Raw genomic sequence first — 24,130 nt, forward strand, 5'->3', positions numbered from 1 at the left:
CCCTCGGCCTTCGGCCGGGGAGGCCCCATCGCCCGGAGCGGCGCACCGACCGCCCGTCATCCTCAACGAGCGTGCGCGCCGCGCGGCACGAACCGCGCACCGGACACCAGGCATTCTCCCTGTCCGTCCGCCACCGCGGCAGCTTGATCGGGCACGGCCCGCTGTGGACTGCGCCACGTTGCGCGTCCTCCGGTCACGCCCTACCACACCCGCCCTCATAACGGGCGGGATTTCCGGACATCGGCCAACGAACTCCTTGGCGGCCGGGTGCAGTACGACGATCGGTCAGCCTACCCCGCGCTCCGTGCCCGGGGGGTCACGGGGAGCGGTCGGGCAGCCGCCCCGAGAGCAGGAACACCACGGTCCGCTTCTCCTCCCGCCAGGCGCGGGTGTCGAGCTCCACGGACTGCAGGAGGGCGCATTCGACCACGTATCCGTGCTCGCTCAGATCCCTGCCGATGAGTTCGGCGGCGTCGCGTGTCGCGGCGTGCGTCACGATGCGTTCCGGACGGCGGTCGGCGACGGCGGACACCACCGCGGCTCCCCCGCCCCCCACCCGTACGACATCGGGTTCGGGCAGGTCTTCGAGGACGTGCGGGGCATCGCCGTGCACGGTCTGCGCCTGCACGCCGAAGCGGCGGACGGCGGCCGTGGTGCGGCCGAGGGCGTCCGGGTCGCGGTCGACGGCGATCACGGCGGCGCCGAACCGGGCCGCCTCCGCGGTGAAGGCCCCGCTGCCGCAGCCGATGTCCCAGACGAGGTCGCCCACGCGCGGCCCCAGGCGGGCGAGTTGGGCGGAGCGCAGCCGGTCGGTCTCGCCCTCGCCGAGCCAGATGTCGCCGCCGTACTCCGCCGCGGGCAGCGCCCAGCCGCGCGGGCCCGCGCCCGGCTCGCGCCCCATGATCCAGCCGGTGTCGGCGGCCGCGGTGCCGCCGATGACGATGACGACGTTCGGGTCGCGCCAGGCGTGGTCGGCCGCGTTGTCCGAGGTGACGACGGAGACCTGCTCGCGCTCGGTGCCGAGCTCCTCACAGATCACGAAGGTGCGGTGGACGCCGTCGAGCAGCAGTCCGAGTTCGGCGGGGCCCGCGCCGGGCGAGGTGAGGACGGCGACCTTGGTGTGGGCGCGGCAGACGTTCACGGCGCGGCGCAGGGTGCGGCGGTGGGCGACGACGACCTCGGCGTCGTCCCAGGGCATGCCGGCGCGGGCGAAGGCCTGGGCCACCGAGGAGACGGCGGGCACCACTTCGACCTCCAGGCCGAATTCCGGGGCGCGCAGGGTGCGGACGACACCGAAGAAGCCGGGGTCGCCGTCGGCGAGGACGACGGCGGTGCCGCGGTGGGCGGCGATGCGGCGGGCGGCGAGGGCGACGCTGCCGAGGCGGATCCGTTCGGCGCGGGCGGGCACCTCGTCGAGCGCCAGGTGGTGGGCGGCGCCCGCCACGAGCGTCGCCGCGCCGAGCGCGGAGCGCGCGGCGGCGGTCAGCGGCGTACCGTCCCAGCCGATCACCGTGACCCGGTCGGCCATCGTCGTGTGTCTCCTGTGGTTCTCGCGGGTCGTCAGTGCGGGGCGGGGCTGCGCGGGGGGACCGAGCACGCGGCCAGTGGCGAGCGTACCTGCTGGGACTCGGGAGGGGCCGGGTGACGGGTGGTGTGTGTCCCGGCGGGCGGGTCCTGGCGGGGCGGGTCAGTTCCAGTCGGAGTACGCCGAGAAGCCGCTGTCGGTGAGGCTCTCGGACACGCCTTCGAGGTCCTCCGGGAGGAGGCTCCACACGATGAGGTCGGTGCGCACGTCCAGCCAGCCGCCGAACGGGTCGCCGCCGTTTCTCGTCCGCGCTATCCAGGCGCCGCGCAGGACGCCCTCGCTGATGGAGCCGATCTTCTGGGCCACCTGCTGGGCGGCGGTGTTGTCGGCGGCGGTGCGCAGCTCGATGCGCTCGAACTTCTGGTCGTGGAAGAGCCATTGGGCGGTGGCGAGCGCCGCCTCGGAGGCGTAGCCCTCGCCGCGGGCCCAGGGGGCGACGACGTAGTTCAGCTCGGTGGAGCGCACCCGCCAGTCGGTGTCCCGGAGTTGGATGATGCCGACAAGGCGCTGGGTGAGGAACTCGGCGATCGCCAGAACGATTCCGCGGCCCTCGGAGTGCTCGGCGGGGGCGAGGCGGGTGATCCACTCGCGCGCGTCGGCCTCGGTGTAGGGCTGCGGCACGGAGGTCCAGGCCGTGATCTGCTCGTCGTTCATCATCTCCGCGTACGCGGGGACGTCCGCCTCTTCGAGAGGGCGCAGCACCAGCCGCTCCGTGCTGATGGAGATGTCGGGGAATCCCGACGTGCCCGCTGTGCCCGAGGAGGCTGTAGTCATGCGCCGCTCCATAACCTTCATAGACCTGAAGGACCTTCACCTTTCGGTCTTCTGAAGTGCCCAGCATGCAGCATGCACGGGCCCGGACGCACCACGGGGTCCTCCCCCGACAAGGGAGAGGACCCCGTTGGTGTCCCGCGCGCGAGAGGCCGTTCAGCCCGCCTCGGCGGGCAGTACGGACCCCTGGTACTTGTCCTCGATGAACTTCCTGACCTCGGGCGAGGTGAGGAGCTCGGCGAGCTTCTTCACGCGCGGGTCGTCCTCGTCGCCCTTCTTGACGGCGAGGACGTTGTTGTAGGGATTGCCCTTCGGGGACTCCAGGAGGATGGCGTCCTTCTTGGGGCTGAGCCCGGCGTCGAGCGCGTAGTTGTTGTTGATGACGGCCGCGTCGAGGTCGTCGAGCGAGCGCGGCAACTGCGCGGGGTCGAGCGGCTTGACGGTGAGCTTCTTCGGGTTGGACGTGATGTCCTCGGGCGTCGCCGTGTCGCCGACGCCCTTCTTGAGCCCGATGACGCCCCGGGAGGCGAGCAGTTGGAGCGCCCGCCCCTCGTTGGTCGTGTCGTTCGGAACGCCGACGGTGGCGCCGCGGCCGAGTGCGGTGACGCTCCCGGTCTTCTTCGCGTACACGCCCATCGGCGGCAGGTACACCTCGGTGACCGGCACCAGGTCCGTCTTCTTGGACTTGTTGAAGTTCTCGAGGTACGGCGTGTGCTGGTACAGGTTGGCGTCCAGCGAGCCCTCCTGGAGCGCGGTGTTCGGCGTGTTGTAGTCGGTGAACTCGGTGATGCTGAGGTCGAGTCCGGCCTTCTCCGCCAGGTGCTCCTTGATGTACGTGAGGACTTCGCCGGCCGGCGTCGGGGTGGCGCCGACGACGAGGCCGTCGCCGGACTTCCCCGAGTCCGCGCCGCACGCGGTGAGGCCGAGGGTGAGGGCCACGGTCCCCGCCGCGGCGGCGATCACGGACGTACGCATGATCAGAACGCGGCGACGACGGCGCCGTCGTACTTCTCGTCGATGAACTTCTTGACCTCGGGCGAGGTGAGGAGCTTGGCGAGCTTCTTCACGCGCGGGTCGTTCTCGTCGCCCTTCTTGACGGCGAGGAAGTTGCCGTAGGGGTTGCCCTTGGCGGGCTCGGCGACGATGGCGTCCTTGGCGGGGCTGAGCGAGGGCTTGGCCGCCAGCGCGTAGTTGCCGTTGATCACCGCGGCGTCGACGTCGGCCAGGGTGCGGGGCACCGTGGGGGCCTCCAGCTCCTTGAACGTGAGGTCCTTGGGGTTCTTGGCGACGTCCTTGGGGGTGGCCTCGTAGCCCACGCCCTTCTTGAGCTCGATGACTCCGTTGTCCGCGAGAAGCTTGAGCGCGCGGGCCTCGTTGGTGGTGTCGTTCGGGATGGCGACGGTGGCGCCGTCCTCCAGCTGCGACAGCTTCTTGACCTTCTTCGAGTACACGCCGAGCGGCTCCAGGTGCACCGTGGCCCCGGGGACGGGCACGATGTCGGTGCCCCGCTTCTTGTTGAAGTCGTCCAGGTACGGCTTGTGCTGGAAGTAGTTGGCGAAGACCTCGCCCTGCTGGACGGAGGTGTTCGGCGTGATGTAGTCGGTGAATTCCTTCACCTGGAGGTCGAGGCCCGCCTTCTTGGCGAGGTTCTTCTTGACGTAGTCGAGGATCTCGCCCTGCGGCGTCGGGGTCGCGGCGACGATGAGCGGGCCGTCCTTGTCGCCCGCGGAGCCCTTGTCGGAGCCACAGGCGGAGAGCCCGAGGGTGAGGGCTCCGGCGGCGAGGACAGCGGTGGTGATCTTGGCGGTGTTACGCACGAAAAGTGCCTTTCTCCATGGGTGGTGCCGGTGGTGCGGCCCCGCGCGGGGCGGGGAGGTCTGTGCCGGCCCCGGCTCAGCCGGTCTTGGTGGCCGACTCCGCGGCGGCGGTGGTGGGCAGGACGCCGCGCAGCGGCCGGAAGAGCAGCAGCGGTCCTGACCCGCCGCCGCGCTTGTGCAGCCTGCGGGCCGCGTAGTCGCCGGCGAACTGGATGATCGAGATGACCACGGCGAGGATCGCCACGGTGATCCACATCAGCTCGGTCTCGAAGCGCTGGTAGCCGTAGCGCAGCGCGAGGTCGCCGAGGCCGCCGCCGCCGACCGTGCCGGCCATCGCGGAGTAGCCGATGAGGGCGACGATCGTGGTGGTGGCGCCCGAGATCAGCGAGGGCAGCGACTCGGGCACGAGGACCTTGCGTACGACGGTCCAGGTGGAGCCGCCCATCGACTGCACGGCCTCGACGAGCCCGCCGTCGACCTCACGGATCGAGGTCTCCACCAAGCGCGCGAAGAAGGGGATGGCGCCGACGGCCAGCGGCACGAGGGCGGCCTCGCGGCCGATCGTGGTGCCGGTGATCCAGCGCGTGAAGCCCATCAGGGCGACCATCAGGATGATGAAGGGCATCGACCGCGCGATGTTCACGATCTGCCCGATCACCTTGTTCAGTACGGCGTTCTGCAACAGCGCGCCGCGCTCGGTGAGGACGAGCAGGATGCCGAGCGGGAGTCCGGCGACGACGGCTATCAGCGTCGACCAGCCCACCATGTAGAGGGTGTCCCAACAGGCCTGCTCCAGCAGGGGCTGCATCTCCGACCAGGTCACTTGGCACCTTCCTTGACCAGCAGCGTCTCGCTGTGCGGCACGGCGACGGGCTCCTCGCCCGCGATGTCCACCTGCAGGCCCTGCTCGCGCAGGAAGCCGATCGGGACGACGTTCTCCTCGAAGCGACCGGGCAGTTCGATGCGCATGCGGCCGACCTGCTTGCCCGCGACGGTGTCCATCGCGGCGCCGAGGATCGAGATGTCGATGTTGTACGTGCGCGACAGCTGGGAGATGACCGGCCGGGTCGCGGCCTCGCCGTGGAACGTCACGTCGACGACGGTGCGGTCCTCGCCGGTGGCCTCGCCGCTGACCGGGAAGAGCGCGGCGGCGAGCTCGGAGCCCGGCGTCGCGAGCAGCTCGGTGACGGTGCCGGACTCCACGATCTGGCCGCGCTCCATGAGGGCGGCGGAGTCGCAGACGCTCTTGACGACGTCCATCTCGTGCGTGATGAGCAGGACGGTCAGGCCCAGCTGCTGGTTGAGGTCGCGCAGCAGCTGCAGGATGGAGCGGGTGGTCTCGGGGTCGAGGGCGCTGGTGGCCTCGTCGGAGAGCAGCACCTTGGGGTCGCCGGCCAGGGCGCGGGCGATGCCGACGCGCTGCTTCTGGCCGCCGGAGAGCTGGGCCGGGTAGGACCGGGCCTTGTCGGCGAGGCCGACGAGGTCGAGGAGTTCCAGGGCCTTGCGGGAGCGCTGCTGCCCGCTCAGGCCGAGGATCTCCAGCGGCAGCTCGACGTTGTCCTGCACGGTGCGCGAGGACAGCAGGTTGAAGTGCTGGAAGACCATGCCGATGCGGCTGCGGGCCCGGCGCAGTTCCTTGCCGGCGCGCGGGCCGCGTCCTGCGAGGGCGGTGAGGTCCTGGCCGGCCACGGCCACGGTGCCGGAGGTGGGGCGCTCCAGGAGGTTGACGCAGCGGATCAGGGAGGACTTGCCGGCGCCGGACTGGCCGATGACGCCGTACACCTCGCCCTCGCGGACGTGCAGGTCGACTCCGTCGAGGGCGGTTACTTCACGACCGCGCGAGCGGTAGACCTTGGTGAGGCCGGAAGTGGTGATCACAGGGGGTTTCCGTCACTGTCGAGTGCGCGGCGCGGGTGTCGCCGGGCACGGGGCATTCGTTCGGAACGCGGCACGGTTCTCGCGGTGGTGGGGCGGGAAACCGGAGGACGTGTGCGCGGGGCCGGCTCGCCTCCTGCGTCGACTTGTCGATTCCGTGGAGTCCATCGAGTACGTCGGTTCAGGAGCGCGGCACAGCGGCTTCGCTTCGGGGCGCGAGGCTCAGAGGTGGTGCGGGGGCCCTCAGAAGGCGCACATTCGACACATACAACGAGCACCGGGCGTCGTGATCGCCTCGGTCGCAGGGATGCGGTTGCTCGTCGTGGTCATGGGCCCAAGTAAAACACGCGTGAGACCGCCGTCCACCACCGCTGTCCGTATACCGGACAGCGGTGGGACGGCGGTGGACGCCCGGGTTCCGGAACTCAGTCGGTGAGCGTGATCTCCACGCCACCGGCCGTGGCCTGCGCGGACACGGCGGAGAGGTCGGTGACGACGGCGTCGGCGGATAGCTCGGACGCCTGGTGCGTTGTGGTCAACGCCACGGTGGTCATGCCGCCGGCGCGGCCGGCCTGGAGGCCCGCGGGCGCGTCCTCGAAGACGACGCAGCGCGCGGGGTCGACACCGAGCTTCTCGGCCGCGAGCAGGAAGGGCGCCGGGTCGGGCTTGCCGCGCGTGATGTCGTCGGCGGCGATGACGAGGCCGGGGCGGATGCCGACCTCGGCGAGGCGGGCGTCGGCCAGGGCGCGGGTCGCGGAGGTCACCACGGCCCAGCGGCCGGTCGGCAGGGAGTCGAGGAGCTCGCGGGTGCCGGGCAGCAGCACGACACCGCCGGCCACGTCGGAGACCTCGAGCTCCTCGATGCGGGCGACCGCCTCGGCGACCCGCTCCGGGGGCAGCAGGTCGGCGGCGATCTCGGCGGCGGGGCGGCCGTGCAGCTCCACCGCGGCGAAGGCCTCGGCGGTGATCCCGTACTCCTGCGCCCACCGCGTCCAGCAGCGGTACACCGACTCCATCGAGGAGATGAGGGTGCCGTCGTTGTCGAACAGGAGCGCGTCAGCCTGGATCTTCATGGTGACCGAGGGTACGGGGCGCGCCCCGGGGACGCGCATCGGGGCGAGCAGCCCGGCGGCGGGGCCGTGGGTCCCGCAGGACCGGGGTCGCAAGGGCCGCGCGCCGGGGGCCGAAGGGCCCGTAATAAAGTCACGGGCATGGTTGATGCCCTGACGATCGCGGTCTCCGTGGCCGCGCTCGCCCTCGCCGCCTGGTGCGGTTTCGCCGCGTACCGCGACCAGCCGACCAAGGACTGGCACTTCATCGGCATGGCCGTGGTGACCCTCCTGGCCGCGGTGCAGCTGGTCGTCGGCATCGTCCAGCTCGCGCGCGGCGAGGAGGCGGACCAGGGCACGACGATCTTCGTCTCGTATCTGGTCGGCGCCTTCGCCTGTGTCCCCGCCACGGGGTTCATGTCGCTGGCCGAGCGGAGCCGCTGGGGCTCCGTGACGGTCGCCGCGGGCGGCGTGGTGCTCGCCGTGCTCGAAGTACGGCTCTACGACATCTGGGGAGGCTGAGGTGGCGGTGACCGAGCCGGAGAACAACGGCGGGGCGGAGCGGGCCGAGGCCCCCGCGCGCCAGAAACTGATCACCGGCCCCGGCATCCTGCTGGTGTGGCTGTACGGCGTGATGGTCGTCGCCGCGGTGTCCCGCTCGGCGGTGCAGATCTCCACGGACTTCGACAAGGCGCCGCTCGCCTACACGCTGTCCGCGCTGGCGGGCGTCGTCTACGGCTTCATCACGTACTCGCTGGTGCGCGGCGGCGCCGCGGCCCGCTCGGCGGCGCTGGTGTGCTGCGCCGCCGAGCTGGTGGGCGTGCTCGTGGTGGGCACCTGGACGCTGGCGGAGCCGTCCGCCTTTCCCGACGCAACGGTGTGGTCGGACTTCGGGATGGGCTACCTCTTCATCCCGGTGATCCTGCCGGTGACGGCGATCTTCTGGCTGAACAGGGCGCGGCGGGCCGCCGCTTAGTGGCTACGCGCTCGCCACGAAGGCTTCCGCCGTCACGTCCTTGGCGAGGGTGACCCGCGTGAGCCGTTCGTTCACCCGCTCCGTGTCCACCTGCGCGTAGCCGTGCTTGCGGTACAGCTGGAGGTTCTGTTCGCTGCGGTGGCCCGAGGAGAGCTGGAAGGACTTCGCGGCGCCGTCCGCGCCGAGGCGGTTCTCTATCGCGTCGAGCAGCCGGCCGCCCAGGCCGTGCCGCTGCAGGCGGGGGTGGACGATGAGCTTGCCGATCCGTGCCGTGCCGTCCGCGTCGACCGTGCCGCGCACGGAGGCCACCACCTCGGTGCCGAGCCGGGCCACCAGGACGGTGCCCGCCGCCATTTCGGACCTGAGCGACTCCAGGGACTGGGTCAGGGGTTCGATCGCGTAGTCGCCGTAGATCTGCGCCTCGCTCTGGTAGCAGAGGTACTGCAATTTGAGGATCTGCTCCGCGGCGTCCTGGTCGTCCGCCGCCGCCACCGAGATGGTCACGCTCATGCCCATGTGTGCATGCCTCCCGCTCACCTGCTCCACCGGTTGTCTACCGCTCCATTCCCCACGGAGCAGGAGCCGCAACCTCCGCCGTCAGCATTCTGCGCAGGCATCCCAGGCATCGGGAACGTTCCGGTCCCAGACTCCCCTGTGACATTCCCAACTCCCCTGCGATTTCGCGGTAGGTGAGGTCCTCCGGGGACAGCAGCGCGGACATGAGGCGGGCGCAGCGGGCGGGGAGTCTGCGTACCGCGGCGTGCAGGGTGCGGTGCCGGTCGGCGGTCAGGGCGCGGTGCTCGGGGCCGCGTTCGGTGTCGTCGGCGGGCTCGCCCGCGTACGCGACCTCGCGCCGGCCGGTGCAGCGGGTGCGGCGTGCCTCGGAGCGCACGGCGCCGCGCAGCCACCGCGCCGGGTCGGCGGGCGGTCCGTCCGCTGCCAGGCGCTCCAACAGGCGCAGCCAGACGGCCTGTTCCAGGTCGCCGGGGTCGGTGCCGGAGCCGAGGGCCTCGGCGGACGCCTCGGCGGCGAGCAGGGGGCGCAGGGCGGGGATGAGGTCGTGGGTCATGCCCAGCGGGACGCGGCCGCTCCGGTACGAGGTTTCCGGAGCGGCCGCTTCTCACTCCATCCGGGGCCGGGCGGCGCGTTGTTGACGCGCGTCACCCGGCGCCCCGGGGGGACGGCGGCAACCGGCCGTCAGTCCCGTGCGAAGTCCGCGGCGGCGAGCAGCGCGGTGTCGCAGTTGTCGGAGAAGATCCCGTCGATGCCCGTCTCGAAGTACGCCTGGAAGGCGCCGAAGGCGTCCCCGTAGGCGTTCGGGTCGGTGCCCTTGCGGAAGTTCGTGGGCAGGAACGTGTTCTCGTTGCGCATCGTGTACGGGTGCAGGATCAGGTCCGCCTCGTGCGCGTCCTCGACCAGCGTGGTCGGGGTGCCGAGGCTGCCGTCGGCCTTCTTCGGGATGATCAGGTCGAGGGTCGGACCGATGCCCTGGGCGAAGCCCGCCATCCACCGCAGGCCCTTGGGCGTGATCAGGTCGGCGACGGTGCGCGGGTCGCCCGCCTCGACGAAGTCCCAGGGACGGGAGTTCGCGGTGGACAGGAGCACGACGCGGGGTCCGGAGACCAGCTTGGCGAGGCGCTGGATGCTGCTGGGCTCGAAGGACTGCAGGAAGGTCGGCGAGTTCTTCTTGTGCCGCCCGTAGCGCCGCAACAGCTTGGTGAGCGGCTCCTCCAGGCCGAGGCCCAGCTTGCGGAAGTACGTGGGGTGCTTGGTCTCGATGTGCAGCCAGACCGGCCGCCCGCGCCGGCGCCCCTCCTTCTCCGCCCAGCGCAGCACCTCCTCCATGGTGGGGATCTCCCAGCGGCCGTCGTAGAGGGTGTTGTGCTGACGGTTGCCCGGGATGCGCTCCTTGGCGCGCAGCGTCTTCAGCTCGGCGAGCGTGAAGTCCTCGGTGAACCAGCCGGTCAGCTTGGCGCCGTCCACCGACTTGGTGGTCTTGCGGGACGCGAACTCGGGGTGGGCCGAGACGTCCGTCGTTCCGGTGATGTCGTTCTCGTGACGGCACACCAGGTGGCCGTCCTTGGTCGGCACGACGTCCTGCTCGATGACGTGCGCGCCCATGTCGAGGGCGAGCTGGTACGAGCCGAGCGTGTGCTCGGGGCGGTATCCGCTGGTGCCCCGGTGGGCGACGACGGTGGGGACAGGCAGGCTCTTGTAGCCCCCGCTCCCGCCGTGCCCGCCATGTCCGCCGCCGTGCCGCTCGTCGGCTCTCGCCACCCCGGGCGCTCCTGCCACGGCCGCGCCCGCGCCGAGGACCGCCGCCCCCAGTACCGCGCGCCGCCCCGGGCTCGTCCCCGGCTGCTGCTGTCCCGACTCCTGCGTCGCCATTGGCGCTCCTCCCGATGTACCGCTGCCGTGCACCTGACGCTGCCTTGCACCTGACAAAGCGGGACTGATCGTAGGTGGCCGGGAGTGACGTGTGGGAGACCTAGGACGGAACGGCGGGATGACGCGGCGTGGCGAGTGGGCGCACCATGGAGAGGGCGGGCCGTGCGCGGGCCGTACGCGGACCGTGGGGCGCGGCGCCGCCACGCACAGCGACGGGTGTGCGTGACAAGGACCACTGGTTCGGGCCACACCGTTCCCGCGGGGATACGGTCGTCACAAAGACGACGGGTTTGGGCAAGACCCCGCAAAATCTGGTCAACACTGCGTATCGAGTGCCTGAACCCGATGTGCAAAGGGCGGTGGCCCGCGAGTACCGTACTCACCTGCATTTACTCGTCGTCGACCCGTTGACACCGGAGGGCCTGTTGTCCCGTCTAGCGCTCATCAAGGCAGTGCTCGGACCGTTCTTGCGCCTGATGTTCCGCCCACGGGTAGAAGGCGCCGAGAACATTCCGGGCACCGGGCCCGTCATCCTGGCCGGAAACCACCTCACGTTCATCGACTCGATGATCATGCCGCTGGTGACCAAGCGCCCGGTGTACTTCATCGGCAAGGACGAGTACGTCACCGGCAAGGGCCTCAAGGGCCGCCTCATGGCGTGGTTCTTCACCGGCGTCGGCATGATCCCGGTGGACCGCGACGGTGGGCGCGGCGGGGTGGCGGCGCTGATGACGGGGCGGCGCATTCTCGACGACGGCCAGGTGTTCGGCATCTACCCCGAGGGCACACGGTCGCCCGACGGGCGGCTGTACCGGGGCCGTACGGGGATCGCGCGGCTGACGCTGATGACGGGTGCGCCCGTCATCCCCTTCGCGATGATCGGCACGGACAAGCTCCAGCCGGGCGGCAAGGGCCTTCCCCGTCCCGGGAAGGTGACGGTCCGCTTCGGCGAGGCGATGGAGTTTTCCCGGTACGACGGGATGGACCGGGACCGGTATGTGCTGCGCGCGGTGACGGACTCCGTGATGACGGAGGTCATGCTGCTGTCGGGGCAGGAGTATGTGGACATGTACGCGACGAAGGCCAAAGCGGCGTAACCCTGCGGGGCTTGAGCGGTTACTGGTGCGCCCGCACCGGTGCGGGGGTCTTTTCTCCGGCACCGGGGCGGGCGTTCGTGTGCGGGCCGGTTGCGGCCGCTTTGCGCAGTTCCCCGCGCCCCTGATAAGGCCGCACTTCGCCCGCGGGTGCGTTGTGCTTACTCGCGCAGTTCCCCGCGCCCCTTACGGGGCGTACCCGGCGACGTGCGGGGCGCCCCACAGGGGCGCGGGGAACTGCGCGACCAGCCACGACGCGCCCGCACACGAAATGCTGGTTTTCAGGGGCGCGGGGAACTGCGCGACCAGCCACGACGCACCCGCAGGCGACGTGCGGGTTTTTTGGGGGCGCGGGGAACTGCGCGACCAGCCACAACGCACCCGCAGGCGACGTGCTGGTTTTCAGGGGCGCGGGGAACTGCGCGGGCGACCACGGCGCGCCCGCAGGCGACGACCGCACCTGAGCCGCCCCCGGCAAGGGCGCGCGCCCCCACCGCGGCGAGCCGGACCGAGGGCCGGGCCCCGCAAGGGTGGTCGTCAGTGGGGAGCCCCGTCCTCCAGCCTCTGCCCCTTCAAGAGGAACCACGCCACCCCCGCCGTCGCGAGCAGCACCACCGCCCCCACGCCCGACGCCAGTCGAAGTCCGTCCACGAAGGCCGTCTGGGCCGCCGAGAGCAGGACGTCCGCCTGCCCCGCCGGCAGGTCCGCCGTCGACTCCACCGCCCCGCCCAGCGACTCGTGCGCGGCCGACGCCACGTCCGCCGGCGTACCCGGCGGCGCCGTGAAGTCGCGGTAGACGCCCGTGACGATGGAGCCGAGCAGCGCGATGCCGAGCGCGGCGCCCAATTCGTACGCCGTCTCCGAGACCGCGGACGCCGCGCCCGCCTGCTCCTTCGGCACGCTGGAGAGGATGACGTCGGCCGTCACCGTGAACGAGAAGCCCGCGCCGATCCCGACGACCAGGAGCGCCGCCCCGAGCAGCGGATACCCCGTGTGCTGACTCAGCGCCGTGAGCGCGGCGAGCGAGAGGCCCACCGCCGCGAGCCCTCCGGCCACCACCACCCGCACCGAGAAGCGCCGCGCCACCACACCCGCGACCAGGCCCGCCGCCACCGCGCCCACCGCTGCGGGGAGTTCGGCGAGGCCGGCCTCGAACGGCCGCCTGCCCTGCACGAGTTGCAGGAACTGGGAGAGGAAGAAGACCAGGCCGGACAGGCCGAGGACGGTCAGCAGATCGGCGAGGACCGCCCCGGAGAAGCCGCGGTTGCGGAACAGCCGCATGTCCAGGAGCGGCGCGGCGAGCGTGAGTTGGCGGCGTACGAACCAGGTGAGCGCGGCCACGCCGACGACCGCGGACGCCGCGACGTCCCAGCGCATCCCGTGCGCGGCCGCCTCCTTGACGGCGTACACCACCGCGATCATGCCGATCAGCGAGAGCACGACGCTGATCAGGTCCCACGGCCCCGGCGCCGGGTTCTTCGACTCGGGCAGGAACTTGATGCCGACGAGGACCAGCACGGCCATCACCGGCAGGTTGATGAGGAAGACCGAGCCCCACCAGAAGTGTTCGAGCAGGAAGCCGCCGACGACGGGCCCGACGGCCGCGCCCGCGGACGCCATGGCGCCCCAGATGCCGACCGCGAGGCTGCGCTCGCGCGGGTCGTGGAAGATGTTCCGGATCAGCGCCAGCGTCGACGGCATCAGCGTCGCGCCCGCGACACCGAGCAGCGCGCGGGCCAGGATCATCAGCTCGGGGCTCGTGGCGTAGGAGTTGAGGACCGACACCGCGCCGAAGGCGACGGCTCCGCAGAGCAGCAGCTTCTTCCGGCCGATGCGGTCGCCGAGGCTGCCCATGGAGACGAGCAGGCCGGCGATGACGAACGAGTAGACGTCGCCGATCCACAGCAGCTGGGTGCCGGACGGCTTGAGGTCCTCGCTGATGTAGGGCGTCGCGAGGCCGAGCACGGTCGCGTCGACGGCGACCAGGAGGACGGCGAGGGCGAGTACGGCGAGCGCGAGCCAGCGGCCGGGGCTGCGCTCCACCTCGGGGGCCGCGGACTGCCGGTGGGTGCTGGTCATGAGTCCACTCTCCGCTGTGCGCCGCCGATCAGCAGCTCGGCGATCATGTACGAGAAGTCGTTGGCGGCCACCCGGCCGTCCTGCACCGCCCAGGCACCGGAGCCGACGAGGCCGTAGAACGCCTCGGTGAGCCAGGCGGGGGTGAGGTCGATGCGGAACTCGCCGCTCTCCTGGCCGCGCCGGAAGAGCGCCGCGAGCCGGTCGTCGATGCGGTTCCAGCCCTGGTTCTGTCCGTCGCCCTCGAACAGCTGGTTCTCGGTGTACAGGAACGCGAGCAGCCCGGCGGCCGGCTCGATCCCCTGCACCAGGCGGCGCAGCGCCTCGCTCGCGCCGCCCTCGTCGAGCCGGGCCCGGTCGAGCGCGGCGTCGCACTCCTGGACCCCGAGCTCCTCCAGGGCGCGCACGAGGGCGTCACGGCCCGCGAAGTGGCGATGGAGGGTCGCCCTGCTGATGCCCGCGGCGCGGGCGACCTCGTCCATGGTCGCGGTGGACTTGCGGGTGAGCAGGGCCGCGGCGCTGCGCAGAACCTGCTCGCGATCGACTGACATGAGACAAGCCTAAGCCATCTGAGACAGAGGTGTCTCACTCTTTACGGTTCGCCGCGCCGCCGGGTTCGACCGCGGTCGCCCCCGCTCGCCGCCGCCCCGGTCTCAGTTCCAGGGCAGCCGCGCCCGCCCCTCCCAGTACGCCGCGGGGTCCTGCGCCAGACCCACCAGCCGCTCCAGCTGCCCCGCGGCCAGGTCGACCGCGGCCGCGTGCAGATTGGAGACGAGCTGGACCGAGGTGGCCGCGCCGGACAGGACCACGCCCGCCCACGGTTCGGCCAGCAGGACGGCGAGCGCCACCGCGTCGCAGCCGAGCCCGGTCTCCTCGGCGACCTCGCGCAGCGCGGGCGGCGCGTACGGGTCGGCGAGGCGGCCGTTGGCCAGGCCCTCCTTGACGAGCACGGTGAGCCCCGCGTCGTGCGCCTCGGCGAGTGCGGGCCCCGCGGAGGTCTCCAGGATGTTGTACGTCGCCTGGACGGTGCGGAAGAGCGGCTCACCGTCGACGGTCACTTCGAGAGCGGCGCGGATCGCGGCGGCCTGCTCGGGGCCGCTCACGGAGAGGCCGACGGTGACGCCATCGGCGGCGAGCGCGGCCAGCCGGCCGTGCAGTTCCTTGTCGGTGAGCGCCGGGCTCTCGGGCGTCACGGAGTGGACCTGGTAGAGGTCGAGCCGGTGGCCGAGGAGTGCGGCGGTCTCGGCGCGCTGGCGGTCGTACGCGGCGACGCTGTGGTCCTTGACCTCGTGCGGGCCCTCGGCCTCGGTGCGCCAGTCCGCCGTATAGGTGTAGCCCCACTTGCTGCCGACGACGACATCGTCGACGTCGGGCCGTGCGCGCAGCCAGTCGGCGAGGAACTCCTCGGACCTGCCGTAGGAGCGCGCCACGTCGAAGTAGCGGACCCCCGACGCGTAGGCGGCGTCGAGGAGTTCGACGGAGCGTTCGCGCAGGGCCTCGACACTGCGGGACGGCGGCAGGTCGCCCTCCCGGCCCAGCGTGATGTAGCCGGGCCTGCCGACGGCGGCGAGGCCGAGCCCCAGGTGTGCGGTCGGGGTCGTCGCTGCGGCCAGCCGTGCGAAGGGCATCGCGGGCTCCTCGTCGTAGGGGATCTCCCCGTCAACGTAACCCGCGACGCCCTTTTCTCACCTGCGCGCGGCCGCCCACTCCTGCTGGACCGTCAGATCCGCCTTGACCTCGGCGAGCTGGACGGCGACGGCCGAGGGGGCGGTGCCGCCGCGGCCGCTGCGGGAGGCGAGGGCGCCGGGGACGTTCAGGACGGTGCGCACCTCGGGGGTGAGGTGCTCGGAGATCTTCGCGAACTGCTCGTCGGTGAGGCCGTCGAGCTCCTTGCCCTCGGCCTCGGCGACCTTCACGCACTCGCCCGCGACCTCGTGCGCGACGCGGAACGGCACGCCCTGCTTGACCAGCCACTCGGCGATGTCGGTGGCGAGCGAGAAGCCGGCCGGGGCCAGCTCCGCCATGCGCTCGCGGTGCACGGTGAGCGTCGCCATCATGCCGGTGAAGGCGGGGAGCAGGATCTCCAGCTGGTCGCAGGAGTCGAAGACCGGCTCCTTGTCCTCCTGGAGGTCGCGGTTGTACGCGAGCGGGAGCGCCTTGAGCGTCGCCATCAGGCCCGTCAGGTTGCCGATGAGGCGGCCCGACTTGCCGCGGGCGAGCTCGGCGATGTCCGGGTTCTTCTTCTGCGGCATGATCGACGAGCCGGTGGAGAAGGCGTCGTGCAGGGTGACGAAGGAGAACTCCTTCGTGTTCCAGATGATGATCTCCTCGGCGATCCGGGAGAGGTTCACGCCGATCATCGCGGTGATGAAGGCGAACTCCGCGACGAAGTCCCGGGAGGCCGTGCCGTCGATGGAGTTGGCGGACGAGCCGTGCTCGAAGCCGAGGTCCTTCGCGACCGCCTCCGGGTCGAGGCCGAGGGACGAGCCGGCGAGCGCGCCGGAGCCGTACGGCGACACGGCCGTCCGGGCGTCCCACTGGCGCAGCCGCTCGGCGTCCCGGGAGAGCGACTGGACGTGCGCGAGGACGTGGTGGGCGAAGAGCACCGGCTGGGCGTGCTGGAGGTGGGTGCGGCCCGGCATGGCGACGTCGGGGTGTGCTTCGGCGAGGCCGACGAGCGCGCCCTGGAGCTCGGCGAGCAGGCCGCCGATGATCCGGGCGTGGTCGCGCAGGTACATCCGGAAGAGCGTCGCCACCTGGTCGTTGCGGGACCGGCCGGCCCGCAGCTTGCCGCCGAGGTCGGGGCCGACCCGCTCCAGGAGGCCCCGCTCCAGGGCGGTGTGGACGTCCTCGTCGGCGACCGTGCCGACGAACGATCCGTCGGCCACGTCGGCCTGCAGGCGGTCGAGCCCGGCCAGCATGCCGGTCAGCTCGTCCTCGGTGAGCAGGCCCGCCGTGTGGAGCACGCGGGCGTGGGCGCGGGAGCCGGCGATGTCGTACGGCGCGAGGCGCCAGTCGAAGTGCACCGATGCCGACAGCTTCGCCAGGGCCTCCGCGGGCCCGTCGGCGAACCGACCGCCCCAGAGCCGGAGGCCATCACCGTTGTTGCTGCTCACTGACGTGCTCCTCACTGCCTCATCCGAACTATGCATGAGTATGCATTGCTCCGTATGTTTCGTCAATCGAGCCGAGCCGCACGACCGGGACATCGGCAAACTCGTTAGACGGCTGAAGGACTTGCGCAATAATCACCGCCCATGGGAAAGACGTACGCACGCATAGACGGCCGGCTCCGCACCTTCATCGAGGAGCAGCCGATGTTCTTCACCGCGACCGCCCCGCTGGCCGGCGACGGCACGGTCAACCTCTCCCCCAAGGGAATGCGCGGCTCGTTCGTGGTGCTCGACGAACTGCGCGTCGCCTACCTCGACTTCGCGGGCAGCAACGCCGAGACCATCGCGCACCTGCGGGAGAACGGCCGCATCACCCTCATGTGGTGCGCCTTCCAGGGGCCGCCCAACATCGTGCGGGTGCACGGCCGCGGCGAGCCCGTCTTCCGTGACGACCCGCGCTTCGAGGAGCTCCTCGGCCACTTCCCCGGCATTGATCCGACGCCGCACGGTCTGCGCGCCGTCATCGTCGTGACGGCCGAACGCGTCCGCGACAGCTGTGGATACGCGGTGCCCTACATGTCGTACGACGAGGACCGGGACCTGCACGCCCGGCGCTTCGCGCGCGAGGACGACGCGTCGCTCAGCGCGTACTTCGCCAAGAAGGAGTACATCGCGCAGAGCATGGACGGCCTGCCCGCGCTGCCCCTCCCGCTGCCGCCGAGCGCGGCCGCGCCGCCGGCCTCCGCGTAGTGACCGCGTTCCGTGTAGCGACCACATACCGAGACGGGGTTGCACGGACGCCGGGGCGGGGCGTTGCATCGCGCCGTGCAAGCCGAACAGACGACCACCACTCCGGCCGGCGGGGCGGACCCGGCCGACCGGGCCGCCCGCCGCGCCGTCACCGTCTTCCCCGTCCTCGTCCTCGCGGCCGGCGGCCTCGGCCTGGCCGCGCCGGACGCCTTCGCGGGCTGGGGCACGAACGTCCCGTACCTCCTTGGCGTGGTGATGTTCTGCATGGGGCTGACCATGACCCCGCTCGACTTCCAGGGCGTGGTCAAGCGGCCGTGGGCCGTCGCGCTCGGCCTCGTGGCGCACTACGTGATCATGCCGGGGCTCGGCTGGCTGATCGCCCACGCGCTCGGCCTCTCCCCGCAACTGGCGGCCGGCGTCATCCTGGTGGGCTGCGCGCCGAGCGGCACGGCGTCCAACGTGGTCACGTATCTGGCGCGGGGCGACGTGGCGCTCTCCGTCTCCGTCGCCACCGTCTCGACCGTCCTCGCCCCGCTGGTCACGCCCCCGCTGACGCTGCTGCTCGCCGGCGAGTACCTGCCCGTCGACGCGGGTTCGATGGTGACGGACATCCTCAAGACGGTGCTGCTGCCGGTCGTCGCCGGTCTGCTCGTACGGCTGCTGCTCGGCCGGTACGTGGACCGGGTGCTCGGCGCGCTGCCGTGGCTGTCGGCGCTGACCATCGCCGCCATCGTGGCGATCGTGGTCGCGGGCAGCGCCACGGCCATCAAGTCGGCGGCGGCGCTGGTGTTCCTCGCGGTGTTCCTGCACAACGGCCTCGGCCTGGCGCTCGGTTACGGCGCCGGCAAGCTCGCCCGCCTCGGCCCGCCCGCGTCCCGCGCGATGGCCTTCGAGGTCGGCATGCAGAACTCGGGCCTGGCGGCATCTTTGGCGACGGCCCACTTCAGCCCCCTCGCGGCGCTGCCTTCGGCGGTGTTCTCCGTGTGGCACAACGTGTCGGGGGCGCTGGTGGCGGCGTGGATGTCGTATCGGGCGCGGGGCGGCGAGGGGGTCGAGGGAACCGAGTCGGAAGCGGTCCTGCCGCGGGCGGCGGAGTCCGGCTGAGTCACCCGTGGCCGCCGGACGGCACGTCGTCCACGCATGCGGTGAACGGTAGGGCGCGGCACCCGGCGTAACTAGTGGTCGTTCGACGCCAGTCGGAGCAGGTGGTCCGCCAGAGCCTGGCCGCCCGTCGGCTCCCTGCTGATCAGCATCAGCGTGTCGTCGCCCGCGATCGTGCCGAGGATGTCGTGCAGTTCGGCCTGGTCGATCGCGGACGCCAGGAACTGGGCGGCGCCCGGCGGGGTGCGCAGGACGACGAGGTTGGCCGAGGCCTCCGCGGAGATCAGCAGCTCCGCGGAGAGACGCCGCATCCGCTCCTCCTTGGCCGACTCCCCGAGCGGCGCACGCGGGGTGCGGAAACCGCCCTCGCTCGGCACCGCGTAGATGAGGTCGCCCTCGGCGTTGCGGATCTTGACCGCGTTCAGCTCGTCCAGGTCCCGGGAGAGCGTCGCCTGAGTGACGGTCAGACCGTCGTCGGCGAGCAGCTTCGCCAGCTGGCTCTGGGAGCGCACCGGCTGCCGGTTGAGGATGTCCACGATCCGGCGGTGGCGTGCGGTACGGGTCTGCGGCACGGCGGGACCCGCGTGGTCGACGTGCTCGTTGCCTTGCGCCTGGCTCATCGTCGTCTCATTCTCCGGATCGTCCGTCCCCGTCGGCCGCAGCGGCCTTGTCCAGTACGCCGGGCAGCGCCCGGAGGAGCGCGTCCACCTCGTCGTCGCGCACGTTCAACGGCGGCATCAGCCGTACGACATCGGGGGCGGGCGCGTTCACCAGGAAGCCGGCGTCCTGAGCCGCCTGCTGCACCCTTGGCGCGAGCGGCTCGGTGAGCACGATACCCAGCAGCAGGCCCGCGCCCCTTACATGGCCCACCAGGGGGTGTCCCAGTGACTCGATTCCGCCGCGCAGCCGCTCGCTCGCCCGCTTGGTGTTCTGCAGCAGGCCCTCGGCGTCGATGGTGTCGATGACGGCGAGCCCCGCGGCGCACGCGACGGGGCTCCCGCCGAACGTCGTGCCGTGGTGGCCGGGCTTGAACAGCTCCGCTGCCGCGCCGAACGCGACCGTCGCGCCGAGCGGCAGGCCGCCGCCCAGGCCCTTCGCGAGCGTGACGACGTCCGGTTCCACGCCCTCATGGGCGAGGTACTCGAACCAGTGGCCGGTGCGGCCGATTCCGGTCTGCACCTCGTCGAGGACGAGGAGCGTGCCGGTGGCCCGGGTGATCTCCCGGGCGGCCGTGAGGTAGCCCGCGGGCGGTACGACGACGCCGTTCTCGCCCTGGATCGGCTCGATGATCACGAAGGCGGTCTCGGTGGTGACCGCCGCGCGCAGCGCCTCGACGTCGCCGTACGGGACGTGTGTGACGTCGCCGGGCAGCGGCACGAACGGCTCCTGCTTGCCGGGCTGGCCGGTGAGGGCGAGCGCGCCCATGGTGCGGCCGTGGAAGCCGCCCCGGGTGGCGACCATGTGGCGCCGGCCGGTCAGCCGTCCGAGCTTGTACGCGCCTTCGTTGGCCTCGGCGCCGGAGTTGCTGAAGTACACCCGGCCCTCGCGCCCGAAGAGCTGGAGCAGCCGCTCGGCGAGCGCGACGGGCGGCTCGGCGACGAACAGGTTCGAGACGTGGCCGAGGGCGCCGATCTGGTGGCTCACCGCCTCGACCACGGCGGGGTGGCCGTGGCCGAGGGCGTTGACCGCGATGCCGCCGACGAAGTCGAGGTACTCCTTGCCGTCGGCGTCCCACAGCCTGGTGCCCGCGCCGCGCACGAGGGGCAGTGTGGGCGTGCCGTAGTTGTCCATGAGGGCGCCCTGCCAGCGCCTGGTCAGCTCCTGGTTGCTCATGACTCCCCCTCCGGGACGTGCTGCGTGTCGGGCACGACCATCGTGCCAATTCCTTCGTCCGTGAAAATTTCCAGCAGGATCGAGTGCTGGACCCGTCCGTCGATGACGCGGGCGGTCTCGACGCCGTTGCGCACGGCGTGCAGACAGCCCTCCATCTTCGGGACCATGCCGCTGGCCAGCTCAGGCAGGAGCTTCTCCAGCTCCCGCGCGGTGAGCCTGCTGATGACCTCGTCGGAGTGGGGCCAGTCCTCGTAGAGGCCCTCGACGTCGGTGAGGACCATCAGCGTCTCGGCGTCCAGCGCAGCCGCAAGTGCCGCAGCCGCCGTATCAGCATTGACGTTGTAGACATGGTGGTCGTCCTGGGAGCGGGCGATCGAGGAGACGACCGGGATGCGGCCGTCGGCGAGCAGCGCCTCGATGGCGCCGGTGTCGATCTCGGTGATCTCGCCGACCCTGCCGATGTCGACCAACTCACCCTCGATGCGGGGCTGGTGCTTGGTGGCGGTGATGGTGTGCGCGTCCTCGCCGGTGAGGCCGACGGCGAGCGGGCCGTGCTGGTTGAGCAGGCCGACGAGCTCGCGCTGCACCTGTCCGGCGAGGACCATGCGGACCACGTCCATGGCGTCCTCGGTGGTGACGCGCAGGCCCGCCTTGAACTCGCTGACGATGCCGTGCCGGTCGAGGGCCTTGCTGATCTGCGGGCCGCCGCCGTGTACGACGACGGGCTTGAGGCCCGCGTGGTGCAGGAAGACGACGTCCTGGGCGAAGGCGGCCTTGAGCTCCTCGTCGACCATGGCGTTGCCGCCGAACTTGATGACGACGGTCTTGCCGCGGTGCCTCGTCAGCCAGGGCAGCGCCTCGATGAGGGTCTGTGCCTTGGGCAGCGCGGTGTGTCTGCGGGCGGTGGGCTGGCCGCTCGCGTCCTTGGGTGCGTCGATGCTCATGAGGAGTACGCGCTGTTCTCGTGGACGTAGTCGGCGGTGAGGTCGTTGGTCCAGATCGTCGCGCTCTCGCCGCCGGCGGCCAGGTCGGCGGTGACGACGATCTCCCGGTAGCGCATGTCGACGAGCTCGCGGTCCTCGCCGACGGAGCCGTTCTTGCAGACCCAGACGCCGTTGATGGCGACGTTCAGCTGGTTCGGGTCGAAGACGGCGGAGGTGGTGCCGATCGCGGAGAGCACCCGGCCCCAGTTGGGGTCCTCGCCGTGCAGGGCGCACTTGAGGAGGTTGTTGCGGGCGATGGAGCGGCCCACCTCGACGGCGTCGGACTCGCTCGCGGCGTTCACGACCTCGACCTTGATGTCCTTGCTCGCGCCCTCGGCGTCACCGATGAGCTGGCGGCCCAGGTCGTCGCAGACCTCGCGGACGGCCGCGGCGAACTCGGCGTACTCCGGGGTGACTTCGGCGGCTCCGGAGGCGAGCAGCAGCACGGTGTCGTTGGTCGACATGCAGCCGTCGGAGTCGACGCGGTCGAAGGTGAGCCGGGTGGCGTCGCGCAGGGCGCGGTCCAGGACGTCGGCCTCAAGGTCGGCGTCGGTGGTCAGGACCACGAGCATGGTGGCGAGGCCGGGGGCGAGCATGCCCGCGCCCTTGGCCATGCCGCCCACGGTCCAGCCGTTCCTGCTGACGACAGACGTCTTGTGGACGCTGTCGGTGGTCTTGATGGCGATGGCGGCCTTCTCGCCGCCGTGCGCGGAGAGTTCACCGGCCGCCTTGTCGACGCCGGGCAGCAGCTTGTCCATGGGGAGCGTGACGCCGATGAGCCCGGTCGAGGCGACGGCGACCTCTCCGGCGTTCAGGGACAGCGCCTCGGCCACCTTCTCGGCGGTGGCGTGCGTGTCCTGGAAGCCCCGCGGCCCCGTACAGGCGTTGGCGCCACCGGAGTTGAGGACGACGGCGGAGACGAGGCCGCCCTTGAGGACCTGCTCCGACCAGAGCACGGGGGCGGCCTTGACGCGGTTGGAGGTGAAGACGCCCGCGGCGGCCCGGCGGGGCCCGGCGTTGACCACGAGGGCCAGGTCCGGGTTGCCGTTCTCCTTGATTCCGGCGGCGATGCCCGCCGCGGTGAATCCCTTGGCTGCCGTCACACTCACGGCGCGACTCCGATCGTAGTGAGCCCGGTGGCCTCGTCGAGGCCGAGGGCGATGTTCATGCTCTGCAGGGCGCCGCCCGCGGTGCCCTTGGTCAGGTTGTCGATGGCGCTGATCACGATCACGCGCCCGGCCGCCTCGTCGAGGGCGACCTGGATCTGCACGGCGTTCGAGCCGTACACGGCGGCGGTGGCGGGCCACTGCCCCTCGGGGAGCAGGCGCACGAACGGTTCGTCGGCGAGCGCCTTGGTGTAGGTGTCCCGCAGGCTCTCGGCGGTGACGCCGGGCTTCGCCTTCGCGCTGCAGGTGGCGAGGATGCCGCGGGGCATCGGCGCCAGGGTCGGCGTGAAGGAGACGCCGACCCGCCTGCCCGCGGCGGCGCTGAGGTTCTGGATCATCTCGGGCGTGTGCCGGTGGCCTCCGCCGACGCCGTACGGGGACATGTTGCCCATGACCTCCGAGCCGAGGAGGTGGGGCTTGACGGCCTTGCCCGCGCCGGAGGTGCCGGAGGCCGCGACGATCACCGCCTCCGCCTCGACGAGGTCCGCCGCGTACGCCGGGAAGAGCGCGAGGGAGACGGCGGTGGGGTAGCACCCGGGCACCGCGATGCGCTTGGACCCCGCCAGCGCGGTACGGGCGCCCGGCAGTTCGGGCAGGCCGTACGGCCAGGTGCCGGCGTGCGGGCTGCCGTAGAACGTCTCCCAGTCCGCGGCGTCGGCCAGCCGGAAGTCGGCGCCCATGTCGACGACGAGGACATCGGGGCCGAGCTGCTCGGCGACGGCGGCGGACTGCCCGTGGGGCAGCGCGAGGAAGACGACGTCGTGCCCGGCGAGCACCTCGGCCGTGGTCGGCTCCAGGACGCGGTCGGCGAGCGGGAACAGATGCGGCTGCAGCGCGCCGAGGCGCTGGCCCGCGTTGGAGTGGCCGGTGAGGGCGCCGATCTCGATCGCGGGGTGTGCGAGCAGCAGACGCAGCAGCTCGCCGCCCGCGTACCCACTCGCCCCTGCCACTGCTGCGCGTACCCTCATGGAACCCTCCTCTTGGATGGCATGACTATACGTTCTGCTGCAGTTTTATGCAACGCGGGTTCGCTGTCGCGGGTTCGCGGTCACGTCGGTGCGCAAGGGCGGCCCGGGGCGAGGAAGGGCGCGCAGGCGCAGACCCCGCGGCCGGGGCAAGCTGGTCGCATGATGACCGTGCTCATCGTGGCCGACGACGACGTGGCCGCTTCGCTGCGTCCCCTCGTGCAGGACGGCCCGCACTTCCGGGTGATCTCCCATGCGAGCGGGCCCGTCCAGGCCCTGGCCCAGGCCCGCGCGCTGCTGCCCGACATCGTGCTGATCGACAGCGCCGCGCCCGGCGCAGGGCAGGGCCTCGCCACCTTGTTCCAGGGCGTCCGGGCCCTGCAGCCGCCCAGTGGCGTCATCTGGCACCTGTCCTCGAACCCGCCGGTCGCCGCCGCGTTCCTGGAGGAGGTCGACGGCTGCGTGCACGTCGTGCGCCGCGGCGACCAGGCCGCCCTGCGCGCCGCGCTGGTGGCCATCGGCCGCCGCCGGGCGAGCTGCGACCCCGACCAGCCCGCCTGAACCGGCCGCTCCCGTCGGCCGGAGCCG

25 protein-coding genes are annotated in these 24,130 nt (G+C 71.7%); 6 read left to right on the top strand and 19 right to left on the bottom strand.

Features of this window, described 5'->3' with window-relative positions:
* Positions 1–316 precede the first annotated feature (316 nt).
* The 7 genes from cbiE to ACFYO9_RS28485 form a co-directional block, all read right to left on the bottom strand.
* Positions 317–1,528 carry a precorrin-6y C5,15-methyltransferase (decarboxylating) subunit CbiE gene (cbiE, locus tag ACFYO9_RS28455; protein WP_358778360.1) on the bottom strand — a complete coding sequence of 404 codons (1,212 nt, stop codon included), beginning with the start codon at positions 1,526–1,528 and terminating at the stop codon, positions 317–319.
* A gap of 159 nt (positions 1,529–1,687) precedes the next feature.
* A complete protein-coding gene (locus ACFYO9_RS28460; RefSeq protein ID WP_388666686.1) occupies positions 1,688–2,371 on the bottom strand; it encodes a GNAT family N-acetyltransferase in 684 nt (227 codons plus the stop codon).
* Positions 2,372–2,512: 141 nt separating this feature from the next.
* Complete coding sequence (locus tag ACFYO9_RS28465) at positions 2,513–3,331, bottom strand: MetQ/NlpA family ABC transporter substrate-binding protein (RefSeq protein ID WP_358778358.1); 819 nt, start codon at positions 3,329–3,331, stop codon at positions 2,513–2,515.
* 2 nt (positions 3,332–3,333) lie between these two features.
* Entirely contained in the window at positions 3,334–4,173 is an 840-nt protein-coding gene (locus ACFYO9_RS28470; protein ID WP_358778357.1) for a MetQ/NlpA family ABC transporter substrate-binding protein, read from the bottom strand.
* A 76-nt stretch (positions 4,174–4,249) separates the two neighbouring features.
* Positions 4,250–4,996, bottom strand: a complete 747-nt coding sequence (locus ACFYO9_RS28475) for a methionine ABC transporter permease (protein ID WP_358709618.1) — start codon at positions 4,994–4,996, stop codon at positions 4,250–4,252.
* A complete protein-coding gene (locus ACFYO9_RS28480) occupies positions 4,993–6,051 on the bottom strand; it encodes an ATP-binding cassette domain-containing protein (protein WP_358778356.1) in 1,059 nt (352 codons plus the stop codon). Before ACFYO9_RS28480 ends, ACFYO9_RS28475 begins: the two co-directional genes overlap by 4 nt.
* Positions 6,052–6,473: 422 nt before the next feature.
* Positions 6,474–7,121: an HAD family hydrolase gene (locus ACFYO9_RS28485; RefSeq protein ID WP_358778355.1), complete on the bottom strand. Its 648-nt coding sequence runs from the start codon at positions 7,119–7,121 to the stop codon at positions 6,474–6,476.
* Positions 7,122–7,259: 138 nt separating this feature from the next.
* Between ACFYO9_RS28485 and ACFYO9_RS28490 the strand changes: the two genes are divergently transcribed.
* On the top strand, positions 7,260–7,619 hold the full coding sequence (locus ACFYO9_RS28490) for a hypothetical protein (protein ID WP_358778354.1): 360 nt from the start codon (positions 7,260–7,262) through the stop codon (positions 7,617–7,619).
* Between the two features lie 7 nt (positions 7,620–7,626).
* A complete protein-coding gene (locus ACFYO9_RS28495; protein ID WP_355810634.1) occupies positions 7,627–8,073 on the top strand; it encodes a hypothetical protein in 447 nt (148 codons plus the stop codon).
* Between the two features lie 3 nt (positions 8,074–8,076).
* On the opposite strand, the gene ACFYO9_RS28500 is transcribed toward ACFYO9_RS28495, so the two are convergent.
* The 3 genes from ACFYO9_RS28500 to ACFYO9_RS28510 all read right to left on the bottom strand — a co-directional run bounded on the left by ACFYO9_RS28500 (position 8,077) and on the right by ACFYO9_RS28510 (position 10,461).
* Positions 8,077–8,589, bottom strand: a complete 513-nt coding sequence (locus ACFYO9_RS28500; protein WP_358778353.1) for a GNAT family N-acetyltransferase — start codon at positions 8,587–8,589, stop codon at positions 8,077–8,079.
* A gap of 37 nt (positions 8,590–8,626) precedes the next feature.
* On the bottom strand, positions 8,627–9,142 hold the full coding sequence (locus ACFYO9_RS28505) for a sigma-70 family RNA polymerase sigma factor (protein ID WP_358778352.1): 516 nt from the start codon (positions 9,140–9,142) through the stop codon (positions 8,627–8,629).
* A 128-nt stretch (positions 9,143–9,270) separates the two neighbouring features.
* Positions 9,271–10,461: a glycerophosphodiester phosphodiesterase gene (locus tag ACFYO9_RS28510; RefSeq protein ID WP_358778351.1), complete on the bottom strand. Its 1,191-nt coding sequence runs from the start codon at positions 10,459–10,461 to the stop codon at positions 9,271–9,273.
* A gap of 359 nt (positions 10,462–10,820) precedes the next feature.
* Between ACFYO9_RS28510 and ACFYO9_RS28515 the strand changes: the two genes are divergently transcribed.
* The gene (locus ACFYO9_RS28515; RefSeq protein ID WP_362371937.1) at positions 10,821–11,558 is read left to right on the top strand and encodes a lysophospholipid acyltransferase family protein; all 738 of its coding nucleotides are present in this window, start codon (positions 10,821–10,823) and stop codon (positions 11,556–11,558) included.
* Between the two features lie 534 nt (positions 11,559–12,092).
* Here ACFYO9_RS28515 and ACFYO9_RS28520 read toward each other — a convergent pair.
* The 4 genes from ACFYO9_RS28520 to argH all read right to left on the bottom strand — a co-directional run bounded on the left by ACFYO9_RS28520 (position 12,093) and on the right by argH (position 16,747).
* Positions 12,093–13,634 (bottom strand): MFS transporter, encoded by a 1,542-nt coding sequence (locus ACFYO9_RS28520; protein WP_355810519.1) that lies wholly within the window; start codon positions 13,632–13,634, stop codon positions 12,093–12,095.
* Positions 13,631–14,182: a TetR/AcrR family transcriptional regulator gene (locus ACFYO9_RS28525; RefSeq protein WP_355810516.1), complete on the bottom strand. Its 552-nt coding sequence runs from the start codon at positions 14,180–14,182 to the stop codon at positions 13,631–13,633. Before ACFYO9_RS28525 ends, ACFYO9_RS28520 begins: the two co-directional genes overlap by 4 nt.
* 102 nt (positions 14,183–14,284) lie before the next feature.
* Positions 14,285–15,259, bottom strand: coding sequence for an aldo/keto reductase (locus tag ACFYO9_RS28530; RefSeq protein WP_358778349.1), 975 nt, complete (start codon positions 15,257–15,259; stop codon positions 14,285–14,287).
* 57 nt (positions 15,260–15,316) lie between these two features.
* Entirely contained in the window at positions 15,317–16,747 is a 1,431-nt protein-coding gene (gene argH, locus ACFYO9_RS28535; RefSeq protein ID WP_358778348.1) for an argininosuccinate lyase, read from the bottom strand.
* Between the two features lie 141 nt (positions 16,748–16,888).
* Between argH and ACFYO9_RS28540 the strand changes: the two genes are divergently transcribed.
* Both ACFYO9_RS28540 and ACFYO9_RS28545 read left to right on the top strand, forming a co-directional pair.
* Positions 16,889–17,494 (top strand): pyridoxamine 5'-phosphate oxidase family protein, encoded by a 606-nt coding sequence (locus tag ACFYO9_RS28540; protein WP_358778347.1) that lies wholly within the window; start codon positions 16,889–16,891, stop codon positions 17,492–17,494.
* Between the two features lie 75 nt (positions 17,495–17,569).
* Positions 17,570–18,598 (top strand): bile acid:sodium symporter family protein, encoded by a 1,029-nt coding sequence (locus ACFYO9_RS28545; protein WP_358778346.1) that lies wholly within the window; start codon positions 17,570–17,572, stop codon positions 18,596–18,598.
* A gap of 71 nt (positions 18,599–18,669) precedes the next feature.
* Here the strand turns inward: ACFYO9_RS28545 and ACFYO9_RS28550 are convergent, their stop codons facing one another.
* The 5 genes from ACFYO9_RS28550 to argC are packed head-to-tail and all read right to left on the bottom strand — an operon-like array spanning position 18,670 to position 23,545.
* A complete protein-coding gene (locus tag ACFYO9_RS28550; RefSeq protein WP_355810501.1) occupies positions 18,670–19,215 on the bottom strand; it encodes an arginine repressor in 546 nt (181 codons plus the stop codon).
* 7 nt (positions 19,216–19,222) lie between these two features.
* A complete protein-coding gene (locus tag ACFYO9_RS28555; protein WP_358778345.1) occupies positions 19,223–20,428 on the bottom strand; it encodes an acetylornithine transaminase in 1,206 nt (401 codons plus the stop codon).
* Positions 20,425–21,372, bottom strand: coding sequence for an acetylglutamate kinase (argB, locus tag ACFYO9_RS28560; RefSeq protein ID WP_358709642.1), 948 nt, complete (start codon positions 21,370–21,372; stop codon positions 20,425–20,427). Before argB ends, ACFYO9_RS28555 begins: the two co-directional genes overlap by 4 nt.
* On the bottom strand, positions 21,369–22,520 hold the full coding sequence (gene argJ, locus ACFYO9_RS28565) for a bifunctional glutamate N-acetyltransferase/amino-acid acetyltransferase ArgJ (protein ID WP_358778344.1): 1,152 nt from the start codon (positions 22,518–22,520) through the stop codon (positions 21,369–21,371). The genes argB and argJ overlap by 4 nt, the downstream gene beginning before the upstream one ends.
* On the bottom strand, positions 22,517–23,545 hold the full coding sequence (gene argC, locus ACFYO9_RS28570) for an N-acetyl-gamma-glutamyl-phosphate reductase (RefSeq protein ID WP_358778343.1): 1,029 nt from the start codon (positions 23,543–23,545) through the stop codon (positions 22,517–22,519). Before argC ends, argJ begins: the two co-directional genes overlap by 4 nt.
* 159 nt (positions 23,546–23,704) lie before the next feature.
* Here argC and ACFYO9_RS28575 point away from each other — a divergent pair, with 159 nt between their 5' ends.
* A complete protein-coding gene (locus ACFYO9_RS28575; RefSeq protein WP_358709644.1) occupies positions 23,705–24,103 on the top strand; it encodes a hypothetical protein in 399 nt (132 codons plus the stop codon).
* Positions 24,104–24,130: the final 27 nt, after the last annotated feature.

Source organism: Streptomyces sp. NPDC005863, assembly GCF_042871345.1.
Taxonomy (GTDB): domain Bacteria; phylum Actinomycetota; class Actinomycetes; order Streptomycetales; family Streptomycetaceae; genus Streptomyces.